Source organism: Lysobacter firmicutimachus, from assembly GCF_037027445.1.
GTDB lineage: Bacteria > Pseudomonadota > Gammaproteobacteria > Xanthomonadales > Xanthomonadaceae > Lysobacter > Lysobacter firmicutimachus.
On sequence record NZ_JBANDL010000002.1, the window covers coordinates 4,692,883 to 4,717,500 of the forward strand.

Consider the following 24,618-nt stretch of genomic DNA (forward strand, 5'->3'; position numbering starts at 1 on the left):
GCGGCGCGGCGCCCGGGGCGCGCGCCGCGCTCCGCGGCGCGGTCCGGTCAGTGGGTGATGTCGCCGTGGGCCAGGTCGCCGTCGCGGATCACCGGCGGGGTGGCGAAGGTATGGTGCGGCGCCGGGCTCGGCACGGTCCACTCCAGGCCCTTGGCGCCTTCCCACGAACGCGCGTCGGCCTTGACGCCGGCGACCTTGGAGCGCCACAGGATGAAGGCCATCATGAACGGCGTCAGGAACATGCCGAAGGCGCCGATCGAGCTGACCAGGTTCCAGTCCGCGAACACGACGTTGTAGTCGGGGATGCGGCGCGGCATGCCGGCCAGGCCGAGGAAGTGCTGCGGGAAGAACAGCAGGTTCACGAACACCATGGTCCACCAGAAGTGGAACTTCGCCATGCCCTCGCTGTAATGGCGGCCGGTCCACTTCGGCCACCAGTAGTAGACGGCGGCGATGATCGAGAACAGCGCGCCGGTCACCAGCACGTAGTGGAAGTGGGCGACCACGAAGTAGGTGTCGTGGTACTGGAAGTCGGCCGGCACGATGGCGAGCATCAGGCCGGAGAAACCGCCGATGGTGAACAGGATCACGAACGCGATCGCCCACAGCATCGGCGCCTCGAACGAGATCGAGCCGCGCCACATGGTGGTGACCCAGTTGAACACCTTCACGCCGGTCGGCACCGCGATCAGCATGGTCGCGAACATGAAGTAGATCTCGCCACCGAGCGGCATGCCGACGGTGAACATGTGGTGCGCCCACACGATGAACGAGAGGAAGGCGATCGAGGCGGTGGCGTAGACCATGGCCTGATAACCGAACAGCGGCTTGCGGCTGAAGGTCGGGATGATCTCCGACACCACGCCGAAGGCCGGCAGGATCATGATGTAGACCTCGGGGTGACCGAAGAACCAGAAGATGTGCTGGAACATCACCGGGTCGCCGCCGCCGGCCGCGTTGAAGAACGAGGTGGCGAAGAACTTGTCGGTCAGCAGCATGGTCACCGCGCCCGCCAGCACCGGCATCACCGCGATCAGCAGGAAGGCGGTGATCAGCCAGGTCCAGCAGAAGATCGGCATCTTCAGCAGGTCCACGCCCGGGGCGCGCATGTTGAGGATGGTGGCGATGACGTTGATCGCGCCCATGATCGAGCTGATGCCCATCATGTGGATGGCGAAGATCGCGAAGGCGACGTTGGAGCCGCCCTGCAGCGACAGCGGCGGGTACAGGGTCCAGCCGCCGGCCGGGGCGCCGCCCGGCAGGAACAGGGTCATCAGCAGCAGGGTGAAGGCGAACGGCAGGATCCAGAACGACCAGTTGTTCATGCGCGGCAGCGCCATGTCCGGCGCGCCGACCTGCAGCGGGATCATCCAGTTGGCCAGGCCGACGAAGGCCGGCATCACGCCGCCGAAGATCATCACCAGCGCGTGCATGGTGGTCATCTGGTTGAAGAACTCGGGACCGCCCGGCAGCTGCAGGCCCGGTTCGGCCAGTTCGGCGCGGATGTAGACCGAGAATCCAGCGCCGATGATGAACATCACGAAGCTGAAGATCAGATACAGCGTGCCGATGTCCTTGTGGTTGGTCGAGAAGAACCAACGCTCGATGAAGCCCTGCTGGTGGGCATGATCATCGTGGTGATCGTGTTGATCGGCGACGGGGTGCGTGACTGCCATGGCCTACCTCTGATGAATGCTTGACGATCAACCGGCGGACGCAGCGCGCGGAGCGGCGGCGGCCGTGGCGTCGGGATTCGGAGCGGCGGCCGGAGCCGGCGTAGCGTCGGCCGGAGCGGCCGGAGCGGCGGCGGGCGCCGCCGGCGCAGCGGCCGGAGCCGGCGCATTCTTGGCCTTCTGCTCGGCCAGCCACTGCTGGTATTCGGCCTTGGGCAGGGCGCGGACCACGATCGGCATGAAGCCGTGGTCCTTGCCGCACAGCTCGGCGCACTGGCCGCGGTAGATGCCCGGCTGCTTGATCTCGGTCCAGGCCTCGTTGACGATGCCCGGGATCGCGTCCTGCTTCCAGCCCAGCGCCGGCACCCACCAGGCGTGGATCACGTCGTCGGCGGTGATGACGAAGCGGATCTTCGTGTCGGTCGGCAGGACCAGCACGTTGTCGACGTCGAGCAGGTAGTGCTCGTGATCGGCGGCGGCGATGACCTTGCCGCTCTGGCGCAACTGGTCGCTCTTGCGGTCCAGGCGGCTGGTGAAGGCCACGTCCTGGCCCAGGTACTCGTACTTCCACATCCACTGGTAGCCGGTGATCTTCACCGTCATCGCCGAGTCGCGGGTGTCGTACATGTTGATCAGCTTGCTGGTGGCCGGGAAGGCCATCAGCACGAGCAGGGCGACCGGGACCACGGTCCAGACGATCTCCAGCTTGGTGCTGTGGGTGAAGTCCTTGTCGGGCACCGCGCCCTTGGACTTGCGGAACTTGAACATGGCCACGGCCATGGCGCCGAACACCAGCAGGCCGATGATCACGCAGATCCACAGCGCCAGCATGTGCGCCGAGTAGGCATTGGCCGACTGCGCGGTGACGCCCTGGCCCATATTGAGCTGCCACGGCTTGGGATCGGCCGCCTGCGCGACTGCGAGAACCGGCAACGCCATCGCGGCGATGCCCACTGCCCACTGCTTGAAACGACCGGCTTTCATCAGTTCGAGCCCCAGAAAATCAGTGTTGGTGTGCAACGCGCTCCGCGGGCTGCCCTTCCCGGCGCGTACCGCGCCGATTCTGGCTGAGCGCGGCGGCCTTGCGGGAAGAGGTGGCTGGCGAGCCCTGATGATGAGGGCCCATCACGCCGGCATCGGCGCTACGGATAACCGCGAAATGGTAGCGGTCGCCCCGCCCTGCGGCAACCCGCCGCATGGACAGGAAAAATCGCGCGCAAAGCCCGCAACGGCGGGGTTTCGCGCATTCGCGGCGGGTTCCGGCGCGCATCCGCGGCGGCGGCCGCTTGCGGCAAGGCGGCGCGGCAGCGCGATCCGGCCGTCCCCCGCCAGCGGCGGCGAAGCCGATCGCGTACAGGCCGGGACCGATAGAAAGCTCTAAAATGGCGCTCTTCCTCCCCCCGTCTCGGGTCCGATGTCCACCAACGCCTCCTCCGCCGTCGCCAGCGACGGCCCGCCGCCGCACTCGCGCGCCTCCGCACCGAGCGCGATGATCAGTCCCGAACTGCCGCCCGCCCCCGCCGGCCCGCGCGCCGCGCTCACTGCCGGCTGGGTCCGCGACGAGGCCGAGCACGTGCGCGGCCTGCTGGAACTCGCGCGCCTGCCGGAAGCCGACCGCGCCGCCGCCCAGGCCACCGCGGCCGACCTGGTCAAGCGGGTCCGCGCCCGCGCCCAAGCCCAGGGCGCGATCGAAGCCTTCATGCGCCAGTACGACCTGGGCAGCGAAGAAGGCGTGCTGTTGATGTGCGTGGCCGAGGCGCTGCTGCGCATTCCGGACCAGGAGACCGCCGACAAGCTGATCCGCGACAAGCTCGGCGACGCCGACTGGAAGCGCCACCTCGGCCAGTCCGACTCGGTCCTGGTCAATGCCTCGACCTGGGGCCTGATGCTGACCGGCAAGCTGGTCGACCTGGCCGACGACACCAAGCGCGACGTGCACAACGCGTTCAAGCGCCTGGTCGGTCGGGTCGGCGAGCCGGTGATCCGGCTGGCGGTGCGCCAGGCGATGCGGATCATGGGCCATCAGTTCGTGATGGGCCGCACCATCGGCGAGGCGTTGGCGCGCTCGAAGAAGGGCGACAACGCCCACTACCGCTACTCCTTCGACATGCTCGGCGAGGGCGCGCTGACCACCAAGGACGCGCTGCGCTACCTGCAGGCCTACCGCGACGCGATCCACGCGATCGGCAAGAGCGGTAACTACAAAAACAGCGACGTGTTCGCCGCCCCGTCGATCTCGGTCAAGCTGTCGGCCCTGCACCCGCGCTACGAGCACGCCAAGCGCGCCCGGGTGTTCGCCGAACTGACCCCGCGCGTGCTCGAGCTGGCCCAGCTGGCCAAGGGCTACGGCATCGGCTTCACCATCGACGCCGAGGAGGCCGATCGCCTGGAGATGTCGCTGGACGTGATCGCCGGCGCCTACGCCGACCCGTCGCTGGACGGCTGGGAGGGCTACGGCCTGGCGATCCAGGCCTACCAGAAGCGCGCGCCGGAGGCGATCGACTTCATCGCCGACCTCGCCCGCCGCACCGGCCGCCGCATCCCGGTGCGCCTGGTCAAGGGCGCGTACTGGGACAGCGAGATCAAGCGCGCCCAGATCGACGGCCAGGAAGGCTACCCGGTGTTCACCCGCAAGCCGAACACCGACGTGTCCTACCTGGCCAACGCCCGGCGCATGCTCGAGGCCGCCGACGCGATCTATCCCATGTTCGCCACCCACAACGCCCAGACCATCGCCACCATCCACCGCCGCGCCAAGGCGATGGGCCGCGAAAAGCACTTCGAGTTCCAGAAGCTGCACGGCATGGGCGACGACCTGTACGCCGAAGTGATCCCGGCCGACCGTCTGGATGCGCCCTGCCGCGTCTACGCCCCGGTCGGCTCGCACGAAGACCTGCTGCCCTACCTGGTCCGGCGCCTGCTCGAGAACGGCGCCAACTCCAGCTTCGTCAACCGCATCACCGATGAGGACATCGCGATCGAGGACCTGATCCAAGACCCGGTCGAAACGGTGTCCGGCTTCGACAGCATCCCGCATCCGCGCATTCCGCTTCCGGCCGACCTCTACCGCAGCTTCGGCTACGACAGGACCAATTCCATGGGCGTCAATCTCGCCAACGATCAGCAACTGCAGTCCCTCGCCGCCGCCGTCAACGCCGCCGTCGGCGACTGGCGCGCCGCTCCGCTGGTGCCGGGCGCGACCGTGCAGGGCCCGGACATCGCCGTCACCAATCCGGCCGACCGTCGCGAAACCGTCGGCCAGTGGAAGGCCGCCGACAGCGCCACCGTCGAGCTGGCGCTGAAGAACGCCGTCGCCGCCCAGGAAGCCTGGGACGCGACCCCGGCCGCCAGCCGCGCCGCGATCCTCGAACACGCCGCCCAACTGCTGGAAGAGCGCATGCCGCAGTACATCGCGCTGTGCACCAAGGAGGCCGGCAAGACCATCCCCGACGGCGTCGCCGAAGTGCGCGAGGCGGTCGATTTCCTGCGCTACTACGGCGCCCAGGCGCGCAAGCTGTTCGCGCCGGAAGCGCTGCCGGGCCCGACCGGCGAATCCAACACCCTGCACCTGTCCGGCCGCGGCGTGTTCGTCTGCATCAGCCCGTGGAACTTCCCGCTGGCGATCTTCATCGGCCAGATCTCCGCCGCCCTGGCCGCCGGCAACAGCGTCATCGCCAAGCCGGCCGAGCAGACCAATCTGATCGGCTATTACGCGGTCAAGCTGCTGCACGAAGCCGGCATTCCCGAAGCCGTGCTGCAGTTCCTGCCCGGCGACGGCGCCACCGTCGGCGCGGCGCTGACCCGCGACCCGCGCGTCGCCGGGGTGGCCTTCACCGGCTCGACCGACACCGCGCGCGCGATCAACCGTTCGCTGGCCGCGCGCGACGCCGCCATCGGCGTGCTGATCGCCGAAACCGGCGGCCAGAACGCGCTGATCGCCGACTCGTCCTCGCTGCCGGAACAACTGGTCAAGGACGCGATCGGCTCGGCCTTCACCTCGGCCGGCCAGCGCTGCTCGGCGGCGCGCGTGCTGTTCGTGCAGGACGACATCGCCGACAAGGTCACCCACATGCTCGCCGGCGCGATGGCCGAGCTGAAGGTCGGCAACCCCGGCCTGCTGTCGACCGACGTCGGCCCGGTGATCGACGAGGACGCGCTGAAGATGCTGGTCGAGCACGCCGCGCGCATGGACAAGGAAGCGGTGAAGATCGGCGAAGTCGCGGTCGACGGCGACGCCGCCCACGGCAGCTTCTTCGCCCCGCGCGCTTATGCGCTGAAGTCGCTGGACCAGCTGCACAAGGAAGTGTTCGGCCCGGTGCTGCACGTGATCCGCTGGAAGGCCGATCAGCTCGACGCGGTGATCGACGCGATCAACGCCACCGGCTACGGCCTGACCCTGGGCATCCACTCGCGCATCGACGAGACGATCGACCGGATCAGCGCACGGGTCAAGGTCGGCAACTGCTATGTCAACCGCAACCAAATCGGCGCGGTGGTCGGCGTGCAACCGTTCGGCGGGCAGAACCTGTCCGGCACCGGGCCCAAGGCCGGCGGCCCGCACTACCTGCCGCGCTTCACCACCGAGAAGACCATCACCGTCAACACCACCGCGACCGGCGGCAACGCCTCGCTGCTGACCCTGGGCGATTGACCGGCACCGCGGCCCGACAGGCCGCACTGCTCGCAACACCGAAACGGCGCGCCGCCAGGCGCGCCGTTTTTTATTGCGCCCGGCTCTTGTAGGAGCGGCGTGAGCCGCGACAACCGCAGCGATGTGCGCGAGCGCGGCATCCGAAGCGCTGGAGCATCGAGCGCGAGTGGTTTCGACGCGCTTCGGATGCTGCGCTTACGTGCGTCGCTGCGGTTGGTCGCGGCTCACGCCGCTCCTACAGGAACCTGCCGCCCAGATACGCGCCGCACGCGAACGTTCGTTTCGTGCGCGCGATCGCATTGCGCTGCTCGGGCGCGCCCTAGCTAGGGCACGCCCCGGCTGTCGCACGCCGCCGCTGCGCAGGACACTCGCCCGCAGACGCAGTCAGGGGGCTGCTCTCCGCATCCGGCACACGCTCGACGGGAGAGTCACCATGATCCACAACATCGTCCGCGGCGACACGTTGTCCGACATCGCCCTGCTGTTCCAGACCACGGTCGAGCGGCTGATGTCGCTCAACGACCAGATCCAGAATCGCGACCTGATCTTCGCCGGCGACACCCTCCGGCTAGACGGGTTGAGCGAGGGGCGCGGCGACGGCCGCATCGACACCGACAACCGCGTCGATGCCGACACCCGGGTCGACACCGGCCGCGGTAACGCCGCCGACATCGCCAAGCGCTTCCTCGGTCGCGACGCCAGCGACCTCAAGCGCAGCGGCGAGATTCCGATGAACCCGAACGTGCCCAGCGACGTGTGCTGCGCCAACTTCGTCACCGCTTGCCTGCAGAAGGCCGGCGCGATCGACTGGCACACCGACTCGGTGGTCAATCTGCGCGACCGCCTCATCGGCGAAGGCTGGAAGCGCGTCGACGTCAGCCAGGCCAAGCCCGGCGACGTGGTGATCATGCAGAACGCGAGGCAATCGCACACCGTGCTGTTCGCCGGCCTCGACGCCAACGGCAAACCGCAGTTCATCGGCTCCAACAACCGCAACGCCGACGGCACTCAGGAAATCAGTTGGGGCGGCGCCAGCGGCGATTGGTACATCCTGTCCAGGCCGCGCTGAGCGCAAAATCCACGCTAGCCGCGCCGAGCGCGATCCGCGCGCGGCATCCGCTGCCCGCGTTGCAAGCGACGCCGCAGCGCGGCGCCGGCGCGGCGTCCGCAAAGCCTCCTCCGGCCGGCGCGGCCCCACGGCGCGAAACGCTCGCTCAATAGCCGAACAGGCTCGCCGGCGCGCCGAATTCCTGCGGCCACGACTCCCAGGCCACGTCCCCGGGCGCGACCGCCTGCGCGACCAGGCGCCACGGCCCCTGCTCGTCGCGCTTGAACAAGGCGGCATAGCGCTCCGACATCGCCCCGGCGGCGGCTTGCTCGGCGTATTCGCTGCGCTTCCAATCGATGCGGCTGCCGTCCGGCGTACGCATGCGCGAGAGCAGGAAGGCCCAATCGCCCAGGCGGTCGAGGCGATCGACCTGCAGCTGCAGCGGCAGGCCGACCGCCTGCTCGGCGCGCGGCTGCGCCGTCGCCAGCAAATGCGCGTAGTCGGCGTCGCCGGGCTGCAGGGCCTGCAATTGGATCTGCGCGAAAGAAGTGCTCATGAGCGCTCCCAGACTGAGGAACACGAACGCAGGCGGCGCGAAGGCATGCCGGAGGCGCGGTCCGCAGGCGCCGCGCGCGGTTCGAATCGAATCCGCAGGTTAGGCCGGCATCGCGTACGCACCTGCGACGGCCATCGCAGATACGCCGTGCCGCGACCGGCATATCTGCGCGGTTCATCCTGGCAAGATGGCGCCATCGCCGCTATCCGATGCCGTGATGCCGTCCATCGCCGATCCCGTCACGCAGCGCTCGCCGTCCCACTGGGTCCTCGCTGCGCTCTGGTGCGCGCTGGCCGGCTGCGCCTCGCTGGCGCCGCTTCCGCTGCCGCGCGAAGCCTGCAGCGAACGCCGCGCGGACCGGTTGCTGTTCGGCATGAACAGTCCCGACGGCCCGGTGAGCGACGCGCAGTGGCAGGCCTTTCTGGCCGAAGTGGTGACGCCGCGCTTTCCCGACGGGCTGACCGTGTACCAGGCCAAGGGCCAATGGCGCGGCGCCGGCGGCGAGATCGAACAAGAGGATTCGCGCGCGATCGATCTGGTCCACGCCGACAGCGCGGACGGTCGCCGGCGTGTGGTCGAGATCGCCGAGCTGTACAAGCAGCGCTTCCGCCAGGAAGCGGTGCTGATCCTCAGCGCGCCCGCGCGCGCCTGCTTCGCCTCCGCAACCCGTGCGGATGCGCCGGCCGGCTGAACGCCGTCGCGCCGCGCGGGTTCAAGGCCGCAGTTCGGTCGGCTGTTCGAGCTGATAGCAGGCGTCGGCGAGGTCGTCGAACTTGGCCGCCAGCAACGCCTGCGCATCGCGCACGCCGCGGTTGTAGTAGTGAGCGCCGATCTGCTCGGAAACGAAGTCGAGCAGGAACTCGCCGTCGAAGCGTCCCAGCGGCTGCCCCAGTTCGCGTTCGAAGTAGCTTTGCAGCTTGCCGACCAGCAGGGCCTTTTCTTCGGCATCGAAACGGATGGCGGGCATCGTGGAGCTCGCAGGCGGGATGGCGTCGCAGTGTACGCAACTCAGCCGGCGGCCGGCCCCTCGATGCGCGAACCCCAGTCCTCGACCGCATCGCGCGCAAGCCGGTTCTCGACCAGCTTGCGCCACGACGGCACCAAGGGCAGCGCCGAGGCGGCGCGCAACTCGTCGCGGTCCAAGGTGCGCGTATACAGCAGGGTCGCCAACCGCTGCAGGCTCCATTGCGGCCACGGCCGTTCGATCAGGCTCAGGGCGTCGCCGGCCTCGGCCTCGCCTTGGATCACCCGGTAGTACCAGCCGGTGCGGCCGCTGGCCTGCACCCGCCGCGCCATGTCGGCGACGCCGAAGCGGTCGTTGAGCTTCCAGCACGGCTGCCGGCCCTGGCTGACCTCCAGCACCGCGTCGCCGCAGCGATAGCGGTCGCCCAGGCATACGCTCGCCTCGTCGAGCCCGATGCTGCTGAGGTTCTCGCCGAACGCACCGGGCGCGGCCAGCAGCGCGTGCGCGCCGAGCTCCTCGCGCCATGCCGGGTAATGATCGAACGGGTAATGATGCACGGCCTTGTCCGGCCCGCCGTGCACGCGCCGGTCGCCCTGTTCGTCGCCGTCGAGTCCGTGTTCGCCGATGCGCACCCGTCCGGCGACGGCGCGCTTGTCGATCGCGCTGAGGCTGCCCGGCCGCGTGTACGGCCGCGCGCGCCCGCTCAGCCAGGCCAGCACCGGCACCGCGGCAGCGGCTTGCAGGGCGGATCGGGGTTCTGAAGCGGTGTCCATGCTTGGCACGGCGACGGGCGGAAGACCGCATCCTGGCACGCGCGCAAACGAAAAACCCCGCCGAAGCGGGGCTTTTCGTTCAGCTATGCCGTTCGGACGTTCGGTCCGAACGCAGACCCGGTCAGAACTTGTACTGAGCGGCGATGCCGAACAGGTCGGCGTGGCCCTTGTAGGTACCGGTCAGGCGCGAGCCGCTGCTCGAGACCACGTCGATCTTCGGGCTGTCGATCTCGATGCGGGTGTAGGCCGCGTCGACGCTCAGGTGCTCGTTCGCGTTCCAGGTCAGGCCCAGCGAGTACAGGGTGCGATCGTTGTCCGGCAGACGCGGGGTGCGGTGGTGATCGTTGGTCGGGGTCTCGTCCAGCGCGATGCCGCCGCGCAGGGTGATGGCGTCGCTGAGGTCGTACTCGGCGCCCAGCGCGTACATCATCGTGTCTTCCCACTCGAACGGCTCGCTGGTGATCGGCGTGCCGTTGGCGCGGACGATGTCGACCGACTTCAGCGAGTGCCAATCGGTCTGCTGCGCATCGAACATCATGCGGAACTGATCGGTGAACTCGTACTGCAGGCTCAGGGTGTCGACGCTCGGGGTGGTCAGCTTGGCGCCGCCCGGGCCCGAGTTGTACTGGGTGATGCCGCGCGCGGCCAGCAGCGCCGAAACGTTGGCCGGCTTGGTGAACTCGATGTTGCCTTCCAGCTCGTGATCGATCTCCGAGCGGTGCGAGTAGCCGATCGAGAACTTGTCGGTCGGCTTCCACTGCAGGCCGACGATCCAGCCCAGGCCGTAGTCGTCGCCCTTGACCTTGGCGTAGCCGTCGTTCTTCTGCGGGCCGAACGGCGCGGCGACCGGGTTCGGGGTGGTGCAGGCGGCGATGCTGACGCGGCAGATCGCCGAGCCGAAGTCGACCGCATTGGTCAGGGTGGCTTCGGCGCGCTCCCAGACCAGGCCGGCGCCGACCGAGAAGCGGTCGGTCAGGGCCAGGCCGGCGGAGAAGGTCAGGTCGATGGTCTTCACTTCCGATTCGACCGCGTGGTAGCGGCCGACCCAGTCGCGGTCGTATTCGGTCTTCAAGCCGAACGGCGCGTTCAACTGGGCGCCGAGGGTCAGCTTCTCGAACGCGCCCGACAGCGGCATCACGATCGACAGCGCCGGTACCGGCTGCGCATCGCCCGGGTCGCCGCCGTTGCCGCCGGTCAGCGGACGCGCGAGCAGGGTACCGGCCGCGGCCGAACCGCCGCCGCGGAACTTCGCGGTCAGGTCGATCACGGTCACGTCGCCGCGAATCGTCAGCGAGTCCAGGTTCACCATCGCGGCCGGGTTGTTGGTCACGACGGCGGCATCGTTCTTGGCGGTGGCGCTGCCGGCGAACGCACGGCCCTGGTTCTTGACGCTGTTTTCGCGGATCTGGAAGCCGGTCGCCCCGGCCGAACCGACGCTGATGACGCCGGCGATGCCGAGCGCGAGCGCGGTCAGGCGGGAGATGCGGTGTGAGGCTTGCATGCGTGTAGTCTCCGTTGGAGTATTTTTCGTTCTATCGCGGCGTAGAGCACGGGGCCGCGCGAGTCGGCCCGGTTCCGCCGGAAACCCCTCCCGACGTACGACGCCGTATGCACTATAGCGCGGCCATTAACCGAACGCTAACAATACGCCCAAGATCGCAAAATCGTCCGTGCAGATGTCGCAAACCCATGTATTGCGGGCGTTTTTCCGGTTTCGACCGGTGCTTCGCAAGCCTCGTCCGATGCTGAATAGGCGTCGGCCATGAGCATGTTCGTCGCCATCCCCTCACGCGAGCGCACGCGCCTGCGCTGGGCCACACCGCTGGTGTTCGCGCTGCTGTGGATCGCCTTCATCGTCTCGGCGCTGGTGCTGTCCGGACCGGAGCAACGCCGGCTGATGCTGGAGTGGGGCGCGCTGTCCGGCGGCCTGTCCAATCCGGCGCAATGGTGGGACGCCATCCGCGACGGCAGCATCCTGCGTCTGTTCAGCGCCTTGTTCCTGCATGCGGACTGGGCCCACCTGCTCGGCAATCTGGTGTTCCTGCTGATCTTCGGCTTGCCGGCCGAGCGCGCGATGGGGCCGTGGCGGCTGCTGGCGCTGTTCCTGTTCGGCGGCGCGGTGGCCAACCTGGCCGCAGTGCTGGCGATCGGCACGCCGGACCGCCTGATCATCGGCGCCAGCGGCGCGGTATCGGCGCTGATCGGCGCCTATCTGGCGCTGTTCCCCAGCGCCAAGCTCGGCGTGGTGGTGCCGCTGGGCGTGTTCCTGCAGTTCGTGAAAGTGCCGGCGCCGCTGCTAATCGGCGTGTGGGCCCTGCTGCAAGTGGTGTTCACCTTCATCGGCCCGGCCTTCGGCGCCGTCGCCTGGTCCGCCCACCTCGCCGGTTTCGCCTTCGGCGGCGCCTTCGCTCTGATCGCCCGCGCCGGCATCGCCCGGCGGCTGCGGCGCAAGCGGGGGTATTGAGGGCTGGGATTCGGGATTGGGGATTCGGGATTCGTCAAAGCCAAGGCACCATCGCCGCCGTTGCTTTCGCTCTTGCCAATCCCGAATCCCGAATCCCCAATCCCCGCTCTGCGGCCCCCGATCGCCCTTGAGTTTCCCTGCGGCAACCCCACGCTAATCAAGCAACGACGCCGCGCATTTGCCGACCCCGAATCCCCAATCCCGAAGCTCCGCTGCAATGGCCACGCTCTACAAAATCACCTTCCTCAACGCCGGCAAGATCTACGAGCTGTACGCGCGCAAGATCGCCTCGGGCAACCTGTGGGGTTTCACCGAGGTCAGCGAATTGGTGTTCGATCTGCACGAAGGCCTGGTGGTCGATCCGACCGAGGAGCGGTTGCGCGACGAGTTCGGCAATACCCGCGTGCTGCATCTGCCGATGCAGAGCATCGTGCGCATCGAGGAAGTCGAGCGCAAAGGCCAGTCGGCGATCCGCGACGCCGCGACCGGGGAGAAGGTGGTCACGCCGTTCCCGTTGCCGGCCAAGCCACGCTGAGGGCGCGCTCGCGCAGGCAAGAAAAAACCCGGCCTCGGCCGGGTTTTTCGTTCGCGGGGGGGATGCGCTCAGCGCCGCGCCGTGCCGCCGGCATCGGCCACCGGCTTGGGCGCCGCGGGCTTCTTGAGTTCGGCCAGGGCCGCGGCGATCGGCGCCTCGCCTTCCAGCACTTCGCCGGCGTTGCTGCCGGGCGCGTCTTCCTCGTCGCCGTGCAGATGGCCCGGCAAGGTCGCTTCCGTGTAGCTGGGGCGTTCATCGCCGTCGCGCTTGGCCGCGCGCACCACCACGTCGGGCACGATGCCCAGGGCCTGGATCGATTTGCCGCTGGGGGTGTAATAGCGCGCGGTGGTGAGCTTGACCGAGTCGCCGTTGTCCAGCGGCAGCACGGTCTGCACCGAGCCCTTGCCGAAGGTGCGGCTGCCGATCACGCGCGCGCGGCCGTTGTCGCGCAGCGCGCCGGCCAGCACTTCCGAGGCGCTGGCCGAACCGGCGTCGACCAGCACCACCAGCGGCGCGCCGTCGAGGCGGTCGCCCGGGGTCGCGCCGAACTCGGCGTCGCTGATCGCGATGCGGCCGCGCGTGCTGACGATCTTGCCCTTCTCCAGCAGGTCGTCGGCGATCTGCACCGCCGAGGTCAGCAGGCCGCCCGGATTGCTGCGCAGATCGATCACCAGGCCGCGCAGCTTGCCGCCGGCCTGGGCCTTGAGCTTCTCCAGCTGGGTTTCGAAGTCGGCCGCGGTATCGGCCTGGAACGCGGCGACGCGCAGGTAGCCGTAACCGGGTTCGAGCATGCGGCTCTTCACGCTGGCCACGCGGATGGTCTCGCGCACCACGGTCAGGTCGAAGGGCTTGTCGCGCCCTTCGCGCACGATGGTCAGCACCACCTTGCTGCCCGGCGCGCCGCGCAGCGGGCCGGAGTTGTCGCCTTCGTCGACCTTGAACGGCTTGCCGTCGATCGCGGTGATCACGTCGCCGGCCTTGATGCCGGCGCGCGCGGCCGGCGTGTCGTCGATCGGCGAAATCACCCGCAGGCTGCCGTCGGGCTGACGCTGCAATTCCACGCCGATGCCGTCGTAGGCGCCGCGCGATTGCTCGTCGAAATCTTCGGCCGCGACCTTGTCCAGATAGACGCTGTGCGGATCCAGGTCGAACAGCAAGCCGCGGATCGCCGAGTGCATCAGCTTGGCGTCGTCGACCGGTTCGACATAGGCCTGTTTGACCGCGTTGTACACGGCGACGTAGCGGCGGATCTCCTCGATCGGCACCTTCGATTCGCTGTCCTCGCCCTTGCCGGCGGCGTTTTTTTTCTTGGACGGCGCTTCGCCGGCCGGCGTCGGCGCTTGCGGCTGACCGGTTTCGCTCGCCGGCGGCGCCGGCTTGGCCGGCGGGTCCTGCGCCCACGCCGGTACGGCGCCAAGCGCCAGGGCGAGCGGAAGCAGACTACGCAGGGGGTGACGCAAAGACATGCACGACGCTCCGGACAGCGGAATGGGGGTTGGCCTCGCGCCCGCCGCGCACGGCGGGCCGGGTACCTGGCTACGACCGCGCGCGGCGGGCGCAGGTTCCATGGCCTATCTGCGCACGTTAAGCCGCGCGCGCGCAAGCTTTCGTTAACCCAATACCGGTTCGTTCAGAGCCGCCGCGGCGCGGGCATGCGCCGCCCGCGGGCCGCCCGCGCAAGTGCTTGATCCGGCGCCGGCGAACTCGAGCGCGGCCCGCTCGGCATCGTCCCGGGCGGTTCGGGCGGGACGGCCCGACCTCGCCCGAAACCGTGGTCAGCGTCGCAGCCAGGCGTTGGGATTGACCGGCTGACCGCCGCGGCGCAACTCGAAGTACAGCGCCGGCCGGCCGTGGCCGCCGGAGCTGCCGACCGTGGCGATCGCGTCGCCGCGCTTGACCGCAGCGCCGGCATCCTTGAGCAGGGCGTCGTTGTTGGCGTACAGGCTCATGTAGCCGTTGCCGTGGTCGACGATCAGCAGCAGGCCGTAGCCGGTCATCCACTCCGAGTACACCACCGTGCCGTCGCCGACCGCCTTGACCGTGGCCCCGGCCGGCGCGCCGATCAGCAGGCCTTCGCTGCTGCGGCCGTCGGGCATGGTGCCGCCGAAGCCGGCCAGCAGGGCGCCGGACACCGGCCACCCCAAACCGCCCACCTGCGGCGGTGGCGCCTTGGCCACTTCGATCGGCGGCTTGCGCGGCGCGCGCGGCGGCGCGGGCTTGCCGGCGGCGGCGGCCGCAGCGGCGGCCTTGGCCTCGCGCGCTTCGCGTTCGGCGCGGGCCTTGGCGGCGGCGCGGCGTTGCGCCTCGGCGCGGGCCGCGGCAGCGCGCAGCTTGGCCAGCAGTTGCTCCAGGCCCTTGGCGTCGCGGCCGAGTTCGCGCTCGCGGTCGCTGCGGTCCTGGTACTTCTCGTTGATCTGCGCCACCAGGCTGGCGCGTTCTTTGCGATCGCGCTGCAGCTGGCCGAGTTGGTCGCGCTGCTGCTTGCGGGTGCTGTCCAGGGCCTGGCGGCGTTCGACGATCTCGCGCTCCAGCGCATCGAGTTCGCGCAACTGCGCCGACAGCTCGGCGATGCGCCGCGCGCGATCGCGCTGCACGTAGCCGTGATAGGCGAGCACACGACCGCTGTCGGCGACCTTGTCCTGCGACAGCAGCAGTTTCAGCGGCGCGTCGTTGCCCTGCGCATAGGCGGCGCGCAGCAGCTGCGCGAGTTCCTTGCGCTGCGAGCCGAGCTTGGCGTTGAGCCCGTCGCGCCGGGTCTGCAGATCCTTCAGTGCGGCCTGCTCGCGCGCGAGCCGGGACTCGGTCTCGCGCAGCACGCGGTTGGAATGGCCGACTTTCTCGTCGGCCTCGCGCAAGCGGAGCGAGGCGTCGCCGCGCTGGCCTTCGAGCTTGCGCCGTTCGGCCGCGACCGACTTGAGCTCGTTCTTGACCTTTTCCAGCTTGCGCTCGGCGTCGCGGCTGGTGTTCTGCCCGGCCGCGGACGCGGCCAGCGCGACCGTCAGGCCGACCGCCAACAGCAGCGCGCGCCGCAGCCGCATCATCCGGCCAACAGGCTCTGTCCGCTCATCTCCGCCGGCTGTTCGAGGCCGAGCAGATCGAGCATGGTCGGGGCGACGTCGCGCAGGGCGCCGCCGCTGCGCAGGGCCGCCTTGCGCGGACCGACGTAGACCAGCGGCACCGGGCCGACGGTGTGCGCGGTATGCGGCTGGCCGGTGTCCGGGTCGCGCATCATTTCCAGGTTGCCGTGATCGGCGGTGATCAGGAGCGCGCCGCCGGTCTCGCGCACCGCCGCGGCGACCGCGCCGATCGCCACGTCGACCGCTTCGGCGGCGCGGATCGCCGCGCCGAGATCGCCGGTGTGGCCGACCATGTCCGGGTTGGCGATGTTGCACACGGCAACGTCGAACTCGCCCGAGCGGATCGCCGCGGTCAGTTGCGCGGTCACTTCCGGGCAGCTCATTTCCGGCTGGAGATCGTAGGTGGCGACCTTCGGGCTGGGCACCAGGATGCGGCGCTCGCCGGCATAGGGCTCTTCGCGCCCGCCGCTGAAGAAGAAGGTGACGTGCGCGTACTTCTCGGTCTCGGCGATGCGCAGTTGGGTCAGGCCGCGCTCGGCCAGCAGTTCGCCCAGCGTGTTGCGCAGCTCGTCCGGGGCGAACGCGACCGGCGCCGGCAACTTGGCGTCGTACTCGGTCAGGCAGACGTAGCGCGACAGCGCCGGCCGGCGCGCGTGGTAGCCGTCGAAACCCGGATCGACGAACGCGGCGGTAAGCTGGCGCGCGCGGTCGGCGCGGAAGTTCATGTACACCACCGCATCGCCGTCGGCGATCGGCGTGGCGGCGCCGATCACGGTCGGCGCGACGAATTCGTCGGTCTCGCCGCGCGCGTAGGCCGCCTCCAGCGCCTCCAGCGCGGTCGCGGCGCGGTGCTCGGCGTCGGCTTCGACGATCGCGTTCCACGCCCGCAACTGGCGATCCCAGCGCTTGTCGCGGTCCATGGCGAAATACCGTCCGCTGACCGAAGCGATGTGCGCGTTACCGACCCGCTCGCAGGCCTGCTGCAGCCGCTCCAGGCTCGGCGCGGCCGACTTCGGCGGCATGTCGCGGCCGTCGAGGAAAGCATGCACGGCGACCCGGCCCACGCCTTCGCGGCGGGCCAGTTCGAGCATGGCGAAGATGTGCTGTTCGTGACTGTGCACGCCGCCCGGCGACAGCAGGCCCATCACATGCAGGGTGCCGCCGGCCTCGCGCGCCGCGGCGCAGGCGGCGCGCAGCTCGGCATTGGCGTAGAAGCTGCCGTCCTCGATCGCCGCGTCGATGCGGGTCAGGTCTTGGTAGACGATGCGGCCGGCGCCTAGATTCATGTGGCCGACTTCGGAATTGCCCATCTGCCCGTCCGGCAGGCCGACGTGGCGGCCTTCGGTGTGGATCAGGGTGTGCGGCTCGCTGGCCAGCAGCGCGCGCCAGTTCGGCAGCTCGGCCTGGGCCAGGGCGTTGTCGGCCGGATCGTCGCGATGGCCCCAACCGTCGAGAATCAACAGCACTACGGGCTTGGGGCGGGAAGTCGCTGGCACGTCGGGATTCCTATGACTTGGGGCAGGGGCCGCCGCGGGCGGGCCCTGCGATTGTAGCGAAGCGGACGATGAAGCCCGAACAACCGGCGCCGGCGCGGCGCGAAGCGGCCGAGGCGCACGCAAGTGCTTGATCGGGGCCGAATCCGGGCCGCGCCGCCGCTGCGCCAGGCGCCGACCGGCGCCGGGCTTAAACCGATGCCCCGATCGCCGCATCCCAGTACCTGTCCATCAGCCAAACGGAATACGCCATGACCCGTAACCGCCTCACTCTCGCCCTGTCGGTCCTGATCGCCCTGTCCTCGCCGCTGGCCGCCGCGCAGGAAGGGATCAGCAAGGTCAACGGCAGCATCGATGTCGACGCCGGTCAGCAGCGCGGCAATCTGGAGACCGTGAACGGCAGCATCAAAGTCGGCGACAACGCCCGCGTGGGCAGCGCCGAGACCGTCAACGGCAGCATCCACGTCGGCGCCGGCAGCCAGACCGGCGGCCTGGAAACCGTCAACGGCAGCATCCGCCTCGGCGCCAAGACCACCGCCAGCAGCGACCTGGAGACCGTCAACGGCGGCATCTTCGTCGACCGCGGCGGCGCCGTGAGCGGCGACATCGAGACCGTCAACGGCGCCATCGGCCTGGTCGACGCCGACGTCAGCGGCGGCATCGAGACGGTCAACGGCGACGTCACCGTCGGCGTGGACTCGCACGTGCGCGGCGGCATCAAGTACACCAAGCCGCGCGGCAACTTCCTGCCCAAGCCGCAGCGCGACCCGCGCGTGGTGATCGGCCCGAACGCGCGCGTCGACGGCCCGCTGGTGTTCGAGCGCAAGGTCCAGCTGTACGTGCACGCGAGCGCCAAGACCGGTCCGATCACCGGCGCCACCGCGATCGCCTTCAACACCCCGACGCCCCCGGCGCAGTAAGCCTTGCCCGCCCGCGTCCGGCGTCTGCGATCCGAGCGCAGGCGCCGGACGCCGGGCTTTCGGCCGCGCGCGTCCGCAAGAAGGCGCCGCTGCGACCATTGCCCCTAGAATGGACCTCCGCCATTTCCGGCCCTGCGCGGCCGTCCCTGGAGGTCCGATGTCGCAAAACCGAACTTCGCTTCTCACCGCCGCCTCGCTGGTGGCCGCCACGCTGGCGTTGTCGGCGTGCAAGCGGCCCCCGGCCGAACAGGCCCCCGCCGGCACGGATGCCCCCACCCCGTCCGCCGCTGCCGATCACGCCTTCGACGGCGCGATCCATCCGGCCGATTTCGCCCAGCACGTCAAAACCCTGGCGTCCGACGAATTCGAGGGCCGCGCGCCCGGCAGCCCCGGCGAGGAAAAGACGGTCCAGTACCTGGAAGCGCAGTTCAAGCGCCTGGGCCTCAAGCCCGGCAACGGCGACAGCTATTTCCAGACCGTGCCGATGGTGGAGACCACCGCCGACGAGAACACGGTGCTCAAGCTCGAGGTCAAGGGCCAACCGCGCGAGCTGAAGTTCGGCACCGACATGGTGATCGGCACCCGCACCGGCCAGCCCGAGGTCAAGCTCGAGGCCAGCGACCTGGTCTTCGTCGGCTACGGCGTCAACGCGTCGGAACAGCAGTGGAACGATTACGCCGGCGTCGACGTCAAGGGCAAGACGGTGGTGATGTTCGTCAACGACCCCGGTTTCCACGGCCAGGACGCGACCCTGTTCGAGGGTCGGCGCATGACTTACTACGGCCGCTGGACCTACAAGTTCGAAGAGGCCGCGCGCCAGGGCGCCGCCGCGGCGCTGATCATCCACGACGACGCCGGCGCCTCCTACGGCTGGGACGTGGTGCGCAACTCCTGGTCCGGCGCGCAGTTCGACCTGCCGGCCAAGGACGATCCCGAACCGCGCCTGCCGGTGCAGGGCTGGATCGGGCAAGAGGTCGCACGCAAGCTGCTGGCCGACCTCGGCCAGGACCTGGACGCGCTGTACCAGGCCGCCGGCAAGCGCGGCTTCAAGCCGATCCCGCTGCAGGCCAAGGCCTCGGCCGAGCTGAAGAGCCGGATCAGCGAGAAGTCCTCCCGCAACGTGGTCGCGCGCCTGGACGGCGCCAAGCGTCCGGACGAAACCGTCGTCTACATGGCGCACTGGGACCACCTCGGCCATCACACCGGCGAAGGCGGCCACGAAGGCCACGACGCCCAGCCCAAGGGCGAAGGCCACGACACCATCTACAACGGCGCGATCGACAACGCCTCCGGCGTGGCCGGCATCCTGGAGATCGCCGAAGCCTTCAGCAAGCAGCAGCCGCCGCCGGACCGCTCGCTGCTGTTCCTGGCGGTGACGCTGGAAGAGTCCGGCCTGCTCGGCTCCAAGTACTACGTCGCCCATCCGACCGTGCCGCTGGCCAAGACCGTGGCGGTGATCAACCTCGACGCCATGCCGATCATCGGCAAGGCACGCGACATGACCGTGGTCGGCTTCGGCAGCTCCGAGCTGGAAGACCTGCTCAAGACCGTCGCCGACGGCCAGGGCCGCGTGCTGCACGCCGAGGCCACGCCGCAGGACGGTTTCTACTTCCGCTCCGATCACTTCAACTTCGCCAAGGCCGGCGTGCCGGCGCTGTACGCCAAGGGCGGCGACGACCTGCTCGAAGGCGGAACCGACGCCGGCCGCAAGGCCCAGGTCGATTACCGCGACAACCGCTACCACAAGCCGGCCGACCAGTTCGATCCGAACTGGAAGCTCGACGGCGTGGTCCAGGACCTGGACGCGCTGTATCAGGTCGGCAAGACCCTGGCCGGCAACGAGCAGTGGCCGAACTGGTACGAAGGCAATGCTTTCCGCGCCGCGCACGACAAGCTGAAGGCCGCGCCGGCGCCCTGAGCCGGCCCGTCCCGTGCGGCCGGGCGCTTCGTACCGGCCGCACGGGCAAACCGAAACGACGACGGCGCCCGTGGGCGCCGTGGTTTTTTCCGCTAGGCTGATGCGGTCGCCGCGGCCGTGGCCGGCCCGAAGGATCGCGCATGTTGACCATGTCCACCGCTTACTGGTGCCTGCTGATCGCGGCCTTGCTGCCGTATCTGTGGACAGCGGTCGCCAAGGCCAGCGGCCAACGCTACGACAACCGCGATCCGCGCGGCTGGCAGGCGCGCCAGGACAATCCGCGTTCGATCGCCGCCTCCGCCGCGCATCTCAACGCCTTCGAGGCCTTCGCTCCGTTCGCCGCCGGCGTGATTGGCGCGCGGATGAACGGGGTGGCGACCGAGTGGATCGCCGTACTGTCCCTGGCGTTCGTCGTCTTCCGCGTTCTCCACGGCGCGTTCTATATCGCCCGCAAGCCGGCGTTGCGCAGTCTGGCCTGGGCGCTGGGCTTCGTTTGCGCGGTCGCGCTGTTGGTCCTGGCCGCGCTGGCCGCGACCTGAACCGACATTCCCTTTCCTCCGCGGCAGGAACTGACGTTCGCTCATGCTGGACTTGGCGCTGCAAGAAGACCATTTCGCTTTCGTCGGCGCCGGGGTGATGCGCGCCCTGCTGGAGCGCTATCGCCCGCTCGAGGACTGGCAAGGCTTCGCCGACAGTTGGAACGACCTGGCGGCCGATCCGTACCTCGCTCGGGTCGGCCTGCACCGGCGTCGCCGCCACGCGGTGTTCGCCGCCGGCGCGCAAGGCCCGATCCGGCGCCAGCCGCATCAGCCGCATTACCAAAGCCGCGATTACAACAATCTGCAGGGCGGCATCGCGCGCGAGTTCCAGCCGATCGAAGACCGCATCGCCGAAGGCGCCACTCTGCGCACCGTGCTGGAGTTCAGCCGCGATCTGTTCGCCGGCCTGTCGCCGCAGACGTCGCAGTGGCGCATCGAAGTGCATCAATTCCGGATCGAGGCGCGGGCCGATGCCGCCGGTCAACCGACCCCGGAGGGCGTGCACCGCGACGGCGTCGACTATGTTCTGGTGCTGCTGATCGACCGCCACAACATCAGCAGCGGCACGACCAGCTTCCACCTCGCCGACGGCACCGAGATCGGCAGCTTCACCCTGACCCGCCCGCTCGACGCCGCCCTGGCCGCCGACCGCCACGTCTACCACGGCGTCACCGCAGTCGCACCGCTGGACCCGGACCGGCCGGCCTGGCGCGACGTGCTGGTGGTGACCTTCGTCGCCGCGCCGCAGGCCTGATCCGGTCCGCGTTGCGATGCTCGGTTCCCGGCGCCGACGCGGCCGCGCCCGTTGGCGATGGCATGAAGCCGCGACCCAGGCCCATGAAACACAGCGCCGCGGCCGCTGAGCGAACCCGCGCCGTGTCGTGCGCCTGCAACGCTGCCGGAAACCTCACCTGGATACCGGCGTGAGTCTTCGCCCCCGATCGGTCGCGAAACCCACGGATCTGCTGCGCTCGCCGAGGTCGCGACTGGGGCGCTCTGGCCATTCCCATCTCATGCCCGCGTAGCGCCCCCGGGTCCGGATTCACTGCACGTCCGCACCGCGCCGATGAAGGCGTAAATGGCGATGAAATCGTCCACCGCATCGACGACACGCCCGCCGAAGCCGCCGAACCTGGCGGCTGAAGCGGCGCGAACGCCTCATCGTAGCGGTCGGCGACCGCGCCCAGCTCCCCCTCCTCCTGGCGTGCATCCGTCCAAAGTCGGTGATCGCTGGCGAGCGCGCTGCGTCGGCGCCTCCCCGGGTCGATCGTCTTGAAGCGGCCAAACTGATTGCGAGCCGGTGGCTAGCAGGTTATGCGCGGGCGTCGATTGTTTTGTGTGGGCCAAAAGAAGAAGGCCGGATCCTGTTGGGATCCGGCCTTCTGGGTAAAGCCCCTGGCGATGACCTACTCTTGCATGGCTTGAGCCACACTACCATCGGCGCGTATGCGTTTCACTTCCGAGTTCGGGATGGGATCGGGTGGTTCCACACAGCTATTATCACCAGGGAGAGGGTGGAGGGTCGCAAGCTTCGCTGAAAAGAAGCAGCGCACACGCTCTCGTTGGTTGCTTTCAACGCGGATTTCGGCGTTGTCGGCGAATAGATTGGAATGTAGCGAGTCAGTGTTGGGAATGGAGTGTCGACGCGTCGTCGAGTCCAAGGCCACTTGAGGTTATATGGTCAAGCCACACGGATCATTAGTACAGGTTAGCTCAATGGATTGCTCCACTTACACACCCTGCCTATCAACCACCTAGTCTTGATGGTTCCTTTAGGGGAGTCGAGCTCCCGGGAGATCTCATCTTGAGGCGCGCTTCCCGCTTAGATGCTTTCAGCGGTTATCGCTTCCGAACATAGCTACCCGGCAGTGCCACTGGCGTGACAACCGGAACACCAGAGGTTCGTCCACTCCGGTCCTCTCGTACTAGGAGCAGCCCCTCTCAAATCTCCAACGCCCACGACAGATAGGGACCGAACTGTCTCACGACGTTCTGAACCCAGCTCGCGTACCACTTTAAATGGCGAACAGCCATACCCTTGGGACCGACTACAGCCCCAGGATGTGATGAGCCGACATCGAGGTGCCAAACACCGCCGTCGATATGAACTCTTGGGCGGTATCAGCCTGTTATCCCCGGAGTACCTTTTATCCGTTGAGCGATGGCCCTTCCATACAGAACCACCGGATCACTAAGACCTACTTTCGTACCTGCTTGATCCGTCGATCTTGCAGTCAAGCACGCTTATGCCTTTGCACACAGTGCGCGATGTCCGACCGCGCTGAGCGTACCTTCGTGCTCCTCCGTTACACTTTGGGAGGAGACCGCCCCAGTCAAACTACCCACCATACACGGTCCCCGACCCGGATTACGGGCCTAGGTTAGAACGTCAAGCACGACAGGGTGGTATTTCAAGGATGGCTCCACCACAGCTAGCGCCATGGTTTCATAGCCTCCCACCTATCCTACACAGACGAACTCAACGTTCAGTGTAAAGCTATAGTAAAGGTTCACGGGGTCTTTCCGTCTTGCCGCGGGAACGCTGCATCTTCACAGCGATTTCAATTTCACTGAGTCTCGGGTGGAGACAGCGCCGCTGTCGTTACGCCATTCGTGCAGGTCGGAACTTACCCGACAAGGAATTTCGCTACCTTAGGACCGTTATAGTTACGGCCGCCGTTTACTGGGGCTTCGATCAAGAGCTTCGCCTTGCGGCTAACCCCATCAATTAACCTTCCAGCACCGGGCAGGCGTCACACCCTATACGTCCACTTTCGTGTTTGCAGAGTGCTGTGTTTTTGATAAACAGTCGCAGCGGCCTGGTCACTGCGGCCCCCCTCAGCTATTCACCATGGAGGGCGCACCTTCTCCCGAAGTTACGGTGCTATTTTGCCTAGTTCCTTCACCCGAGTTCTCTCAAGCGCCTGAGAATTCTCATCCTGCCCACCTGTGTCGGTTTACGGTACGGTCTGCGTAAGCTGAAGCTTAGGAGCTTTTCCTGGAAGCGTGATATCAGCAGCCTAGCCCTAATGGACCGGTCCTTAGTCTCAACGTTGCGCCCCCGGATTTGCCTAAGGGCACCGCCTCAACTCTCTCACCAGGACAACCAACGCCTGGCCTGCCTAACCTTCTCCGTCCCTCCATCGCACTTACGCGAGGTGCAGGAATATTAACCTGCTTCCCATCGACTACGCATTTCTGCCTCGCCTTAGGGGCCGACTCACCCTGCGTCGATTAACGTTGCGCAAGGAAACCTTGGGCTTTCGGCGTGCGGGCTTTTCACCCGCATTATCGTTACTCATGTCAGCATTCGCACTTCCGATACCTCCAGCGGACTTCTCAATCCACCTTCGCAGGCTTACGGAACGCTCCTCTACCGCGCACACATAAGTGTGCACCCCAAGCTTCGGTTCATCGCTTAGCCCCGTTAAATCTTCCGCGCAGACCGACTCGACCAGTGAGCTATTACGCTTTCTTTAAAGGGTGGCTGCTTCTAAGCCAACCTCCTGGCTGTCTGTGCCTTTCCACATCGTTCACCACTTAGCGATGAATTTGGGACCTTAGCTGTGGGTCTGGGTTGTTTCCCTTTTCACGACGGACGTTAGCACCCGCCGTGTGTCTCCCATACAGTCCGTCTTGGTATTCGGAGTTTGCCATGGTTTGGTAAGTCGCAATGACCCCCTAGCCATAACAGTGCTCTACCCCCAAGAGGATACATATGAGGCGCTACCTAAATAGCTTTCGAGGAGAACCAGCTATCTCCGGGTTCGATTAGCTTTTCACTCCTAATCACACCTCATCCCCTACCTTTGCAACGGGAGTGGGTTCGGGCCTCCAGTTGATGTTACTCAACCTTCACCCTGGGCATGACTAGATCACCCGGTTTCGGGTCTACTGCCCGCGACTATGCGCCCTTATCAGACTCGGTTTCCCTTCGCCTCCCCTATACGGTTAAGCTTGCCACGAACAGTAAGTCGCTGACCCATTATACAAAAGGTACGCAGTCA

Annotated in this window: 18 protein-coding genes and 2 rRNA genes (1 of these 20 only partly in view); 9 read left to right on the forward strand and 11 right to left on the reverse strand. The window is 67.7% G+C overall.

What is annotated here, in order from left to right; all coding sequences use genetic code 11:
* Positions 1 to 47: 47 nt before the first annotated feature.
* Both ctaD and coxB read right to left on the reverse strand, forming a co-directional pair.
* Complete coding sequence (ctaD, locus tag V2J18_RS20335; protein ID WP_064747964.1) at positions 48 to 1,676, reverse strand: cytochrome c oxidase subunit I; 1,629 nt, start codon at positions 1,674 to 1,676, stop codon at positions 48 to 50.
* 27 nt (positions 1,677 to 1,703) lie between these two features.
* The gene (gene coxB / locus V2J18_RS20340; protein WP_425606082.1) at positions 1,704 to 2,657 is read right to left on the reverse strand and encodes a cytochrome c oxidase subunit II; all 954 of its coding nucleotides are present in this window, start codon (positions 2,655 to 2,657) and stop codon (positions 1,704 to 1,706) included.
* Between the two features lie 505 nt (positions 2,658 to 3,162).
* Here coxB and putA point away from each other — a divergent pair.
* Entirely contained in the window at positions 3,163 to 6,324 is a 3,162-nt protein-coding gene (putA, locus tag V2J18_RS20345) for a bifunctional proline dehydrogenase/L-glutamate gamma-semialdehyde dehydrogenase PutA (protein ID WP_336133151.1), read from the forward strand.
* A 433-nt stretch (positions 6,325 to 6,757) separates the two neighbouring features.
* Positions 6,758 to 7,393: a LysM peptidoglycan-binding domain-containing protein gene (locus V2J18_RS20350; protein WP_336132721.1), complete on the forward strand. Its 636-nt coding sequence runs from the start codon at positions 6,758 to 6,760 to the stop codon at positions 7,391 to 7,393.
* A gap of 145 nt (positions 7,394 to 7,538) precedes the next feature.
* On the opposite strand, the gene V2J18_RS20355 is transcribed toward V2J18_RS20350, so the two are convergent.
* Positions 7,539 to 7,928, reverse strand: coding sequence for a hypothetical protein (locus tag V2J18_RS20355; RefSeq protein ID WP_064747967.1), 390 nt, complete (start codon positions 7,926 to 7,928; stop codon positions 7,539 to 7,541).
* Between the two features lie 217 nt (positions 7,929 to 8,145).
* Between V2J18_RS20355 and V2J18_RS20360 the strand changes: the two genes are divergently transcribed.
* A complete protein-coding gene (locus tag V2J18_RS20360) occupies positions 8,146 to 8,619 on the forward strand; it encodes a DUF3574 domain-containing protein (protein WP_064747968.1) in 474 nt (157 codons plus the stop codon).
* A gap of 21 nt (positions 8,620 to 8,640) precedes the next feature.
* Here the strand turns inward: V2J18_RS20360 and V2J18_RS20365 are convergent, their stop codons facing one another.
* From V2J18_RS20365 to V2J18_RS20375, 3 genes are all read right to left on the reverse strand, one after another.
* A complete protein-coding gene (locus V2J18_RS20365) occupies positions 8,641 to 8,895 on the reverse strand; it encodes a DUF2164 domain-containing protein (protein ID WP_064747969.1) in 255 nt (84 codons plus the stop codon).
* Between the two features lie 41 nt (positions 8,896 to 8,936).
* On the reverse strand, positions 8,937 to 9,665 hold the full coding sequence (locus V2J18_RS20370) for an MOSC domain-containing protein (protein ID WP_336132722.1): 729 nt from the start codon (positions 9,663 to 9,665) through the stop codon (positions 8,937 to 8,939).
* Between the two features lie 121 nt (positions 9,666 to 9,786).
* Positions 9,787 to 11,166, reverse strand: coding sequence for an OmpP1/FadL family transporter (locus V2J18_RS20375; protein ID WP_064747971.1), 1,380 nt, complete (start codon positions 11,164 to 11,166; stop codon positions 9,787 to 9,789).
* 267 nt (positions 11,167 to 11,433) lie between these two features.
* Between V2J18_RS20375 and V2J18_RS20380 the strand changes: the two genes are divergently transcribed.
* Both V2J18_RS20380 and V2J18_RS20385 read left to right on the forward strand, forming a co-directional pair.
* Positions 11,434 to 12,129, forward strand: a complete 696-nt coding sequence (locus V2J18_RS20380; RefSeq protein WP_064747982.1) for a rhomboid family intramembrane serine protease — start codon at positions 11,434 to 11,436, stop codon at positions 12,127 to 12,129.
* Positions 12,130 to 12,346: 217 nt separating this feature from the next.
* Positions 12,347 to 12,664 (forward strand): DUF1820 family protein, encoded by a 318-nt coding sequence (locus V2J18_RS20385; protein ID WP_064747972.1) that lies wholly within the window; start codon positions 12,347 to 12,349, stop codon positions 12,662 to 12,664.
* A 68-nt stretch (positions 12,665 to 12,732) separates the two neighbouring features.
* On the opposite strand, the gene V2J18_RS20390 is transcribed toward V2J18_RS20385, so the two are convergent.
* From V2J18_RS20390 to gpmI, 3 genes are all read right to left on the reverse strand, one after another.
* Positions 12,733 to 14,130 carry a S41 family peptidase gene (locus V2J18_RS20390; RefSeq protein ID WP_425606083.1) on the reverse strand — a complete coding sequence of 466 codons (1,398 nt, stop codon included), beginning with the start codon at positions 14,128 to 14,130 and terminating at the stop codon, positions 12,733 to 12,735.
* Positions 14,131 to 14,439: 309 nt separating this feature from the next.
* Complete coding sequence (locus V2J18_RS20395; RefSeq protein WP_425606125.1) at positions 14,440 to 15,702, reverse strand: murein hydrolase activator EnvC family protein; 1,263 nt, start codon at positions 15,700 to 15,702, stop codon at positions 14,440 to 14,442.
* Positions 15,702 to 17,237 carry a 2,3-bisphosphoglycerate-independent phosphoglycerate mutase gene (gpmI, locus tag V2J18_RS20400; RefSeq protein ID WP_064747974.1) on the reverse strand — a complete coding sequence of 512 codons (1,536 nt, stop codon included), beginning with the start codon at positions 17,235 to 17,237 and terminating at the stop codon, positions 15,702 to 15,704. Before gpmI ends, V2J18_RS20395 begins: the two co-directional genes overlap by 1 nt.
* A gap of 248 nt (positions 17,238 to 17,485) precedes the next feature.
* Here gpmI and V2J18_RS20405 point away from each other — a divergent pair, with 248 nt between their 5' ends.
* From V2J18_RS20405 to V2J18_RS20420, 4 genes are all read left to right on the forward strand, one after another.
* Positions 17,486 to 18,154: a DUF4097 family beta strand repeat-containing protein gene (locus V2J18_RS20405; protein WP_064747975.1), complete on the forward strand. Its 669-nt coding sequence runs from the start codon at positions 17,486 to 17,488 to the stop codon at positions 18,152 to 18,154.
* A gap of 157 nt (positions 18,155 to 18,311) precedes the next feature.
* The gene (locus V2J18_RS20410; RefSeq protein ID WP_064747976.1) at positions 18,312 to 20,072 is read left to right on the forward strand and encodes a M28 family metallopeptidase; all 1,761 of its coding nucleotides are present in this window, start codon (positions 18,312 to 18,314) and stop codon (positions 20,070 to 20,072) included.
* A gap of 140 nt (positions 20,073 to 20,212) precedes the next feature.
* On the forward strand, positions 20,213 to 20,611 hold the full coding sequence (locus V2J18_RS20415; protein WP_336132724.1) for an MAPEG family protein: 399 nt from the start codon (positions 20,213 to 20,215) through the stop codon (positions 20,609 to 20,611).
* 43 nt (positions 20,612 to 20,654) lie between these two features.
* Positions 20,655 to 21,365: a 2OG-Fe dioxygenase family protein gene (locus V2J18_RS20420; protein ID WP_064747978.1), complete on the forward strand. Its 711-nt coding sequence runs from the start codon at positions 20,655 to 20,657 to the stop codon at positions 21,363 to 21,365.
* Between the two features lie 639 nt (positions 21,366 to 22,004).
* Here V2J18_RS20420 and rrf read toward each other — a convergent pair.
* Positions 22,005 to 22,119, reverse strand: a 5S ribosomal RNA gene (gene rrf, locus V2J18_RS20425).
* A 169-nt stretch (positions 22,120 to 22,288) separates the two neighbouring features.
* Positions 22,289 to 24,618, reverse strand: a 23S ribosomal RNA gene (locus V2J18_RS20430) (it continues 535 nt past the right edge of the window).

Excerpts from the sequence above, each read along its gene's own strand:
- V2J18_RS20405 (WP_064747975.1), top strand. The coding sequence starts at position 17,486 with ATGACCCGTAACCGCCTCACTCTCGCCCTGTCGGTCCTGATCGCCCTG.
- V2J18_RS20370 (WP_336132722.1), bottom strand. The coding sequence starts at position 9,665 with ATGGACACCGCTTCAGAACCCCGATCCGCCCTGCAAGCCGCTGCCGCG.
- V2J18_RS20415 (WP_336132724.1), top strand. The coding sequence starts at position 20,213 with ATGTTGACCATGTCCACCGCTTACTGGTGCCTGCTGATCGCGGCCTTG.
- V2J18_RS20410 (WP_064747976.1), top strand. The coding sequence starts at position 18,312 with ATGTCGCAAAACCGAACTTCGCTTCTCACCGCCGCCTCGCTGGTGGCC.
- V2J18_RS20360 (WP_064747968.1), top strand. The coding sequence starts at position 8,146 with ATGCCGTCCATCGCCGATCCCGTCACGCAGCGCTCGCCGTCCCACTGG.
- ctaD (WP_064747964.1), bottom strand. The coding sequence starts at position 1,676 with ATGGCAGTCACGCACCCCGTCGCCGATCAACACGATCACCACGATGAT.
- V2J18_RS20365 (WP_064747969.1), bottom strand. The coding sequence starts at position 8,895 with ATGCCCGCCATCCGTTTCGATGCCGAAGAAAAGGCCCTGCTGGTCGGC.
- V2J18_RS20375 (WP_064747971.1), bottom strand. The coding sequence starts at position 11,166 with ATGCAAGCCTCACACCGCATCTCCCGCCTGACCGCGCTCGCGCTCGGC.
- V2J18_RS20350 (WP_336132721.1), top strand. The coding sequence starts at position 6,758 with ATGATCCACAACATCGTCCGCGGCGACACGTTGTCCGACATCGCCCTG.
- V2J18_RS20420 (WP_064747978.1), top strand. The coding sequence starts at position 20,655 with ATGCTGGACTTGGCGCTGCAAGAAGACCATTTCGCTTTCGTCGGCGCC.
- V2J18_RS20395 (WP_425606125.1), bottom strand. The coding sequence starts at position 15,702 with ATGCGGCTGCGGCGCGCGCTGCTGTTGGCGGTCGGCCTGACGGTCGCG.
- V2J18_RS20385 (WP_064747972.1), top strand. The coding sequence starts at position 12,347 with ATGGCCACGCTCTACAAAATCACCTTCCTCAACGCCGGCAAGATCTAC.
- coxB (WP_425606082.1), bottom strand. The coding sequence starts at position 2,657 with ATGAAAGCCGGTCGTTTCAAGCAGTGGGCAGTGGGCATCGCCGCGATG.
- V2J18_RS20390 (WP_425606083.1), bottom strand. The coding sequence starts at position 14,130 with ATGTCTTTGCGTCACCCCCTGCGTAGTCTGCTTCCGCTCGCCCTGGCG.
- V2J18_RS20355 (WP_064747967.1), bottom strand. The coding sequence starts at position 7,928 with ATGAGCACTTCTTTCGCGCAGATCCAATTGCAGGCCCTGCAGCCCGGC.
- V2J18_RS20380 (WP_064747982.1), top strand. The coding sequence starts at position 11,434 with ATGTTCGTCGCCATCCCCTCACGCGAGCGCACGCGCCTGCGCTGGGCC.
- putA (WP_336133151.1), top strand. The coding sequence starts at position 3,163 with ATGATCAGTCCCGAACTGCCGCCCGCCCCCGCCGGCCCGCGCGCCGCG.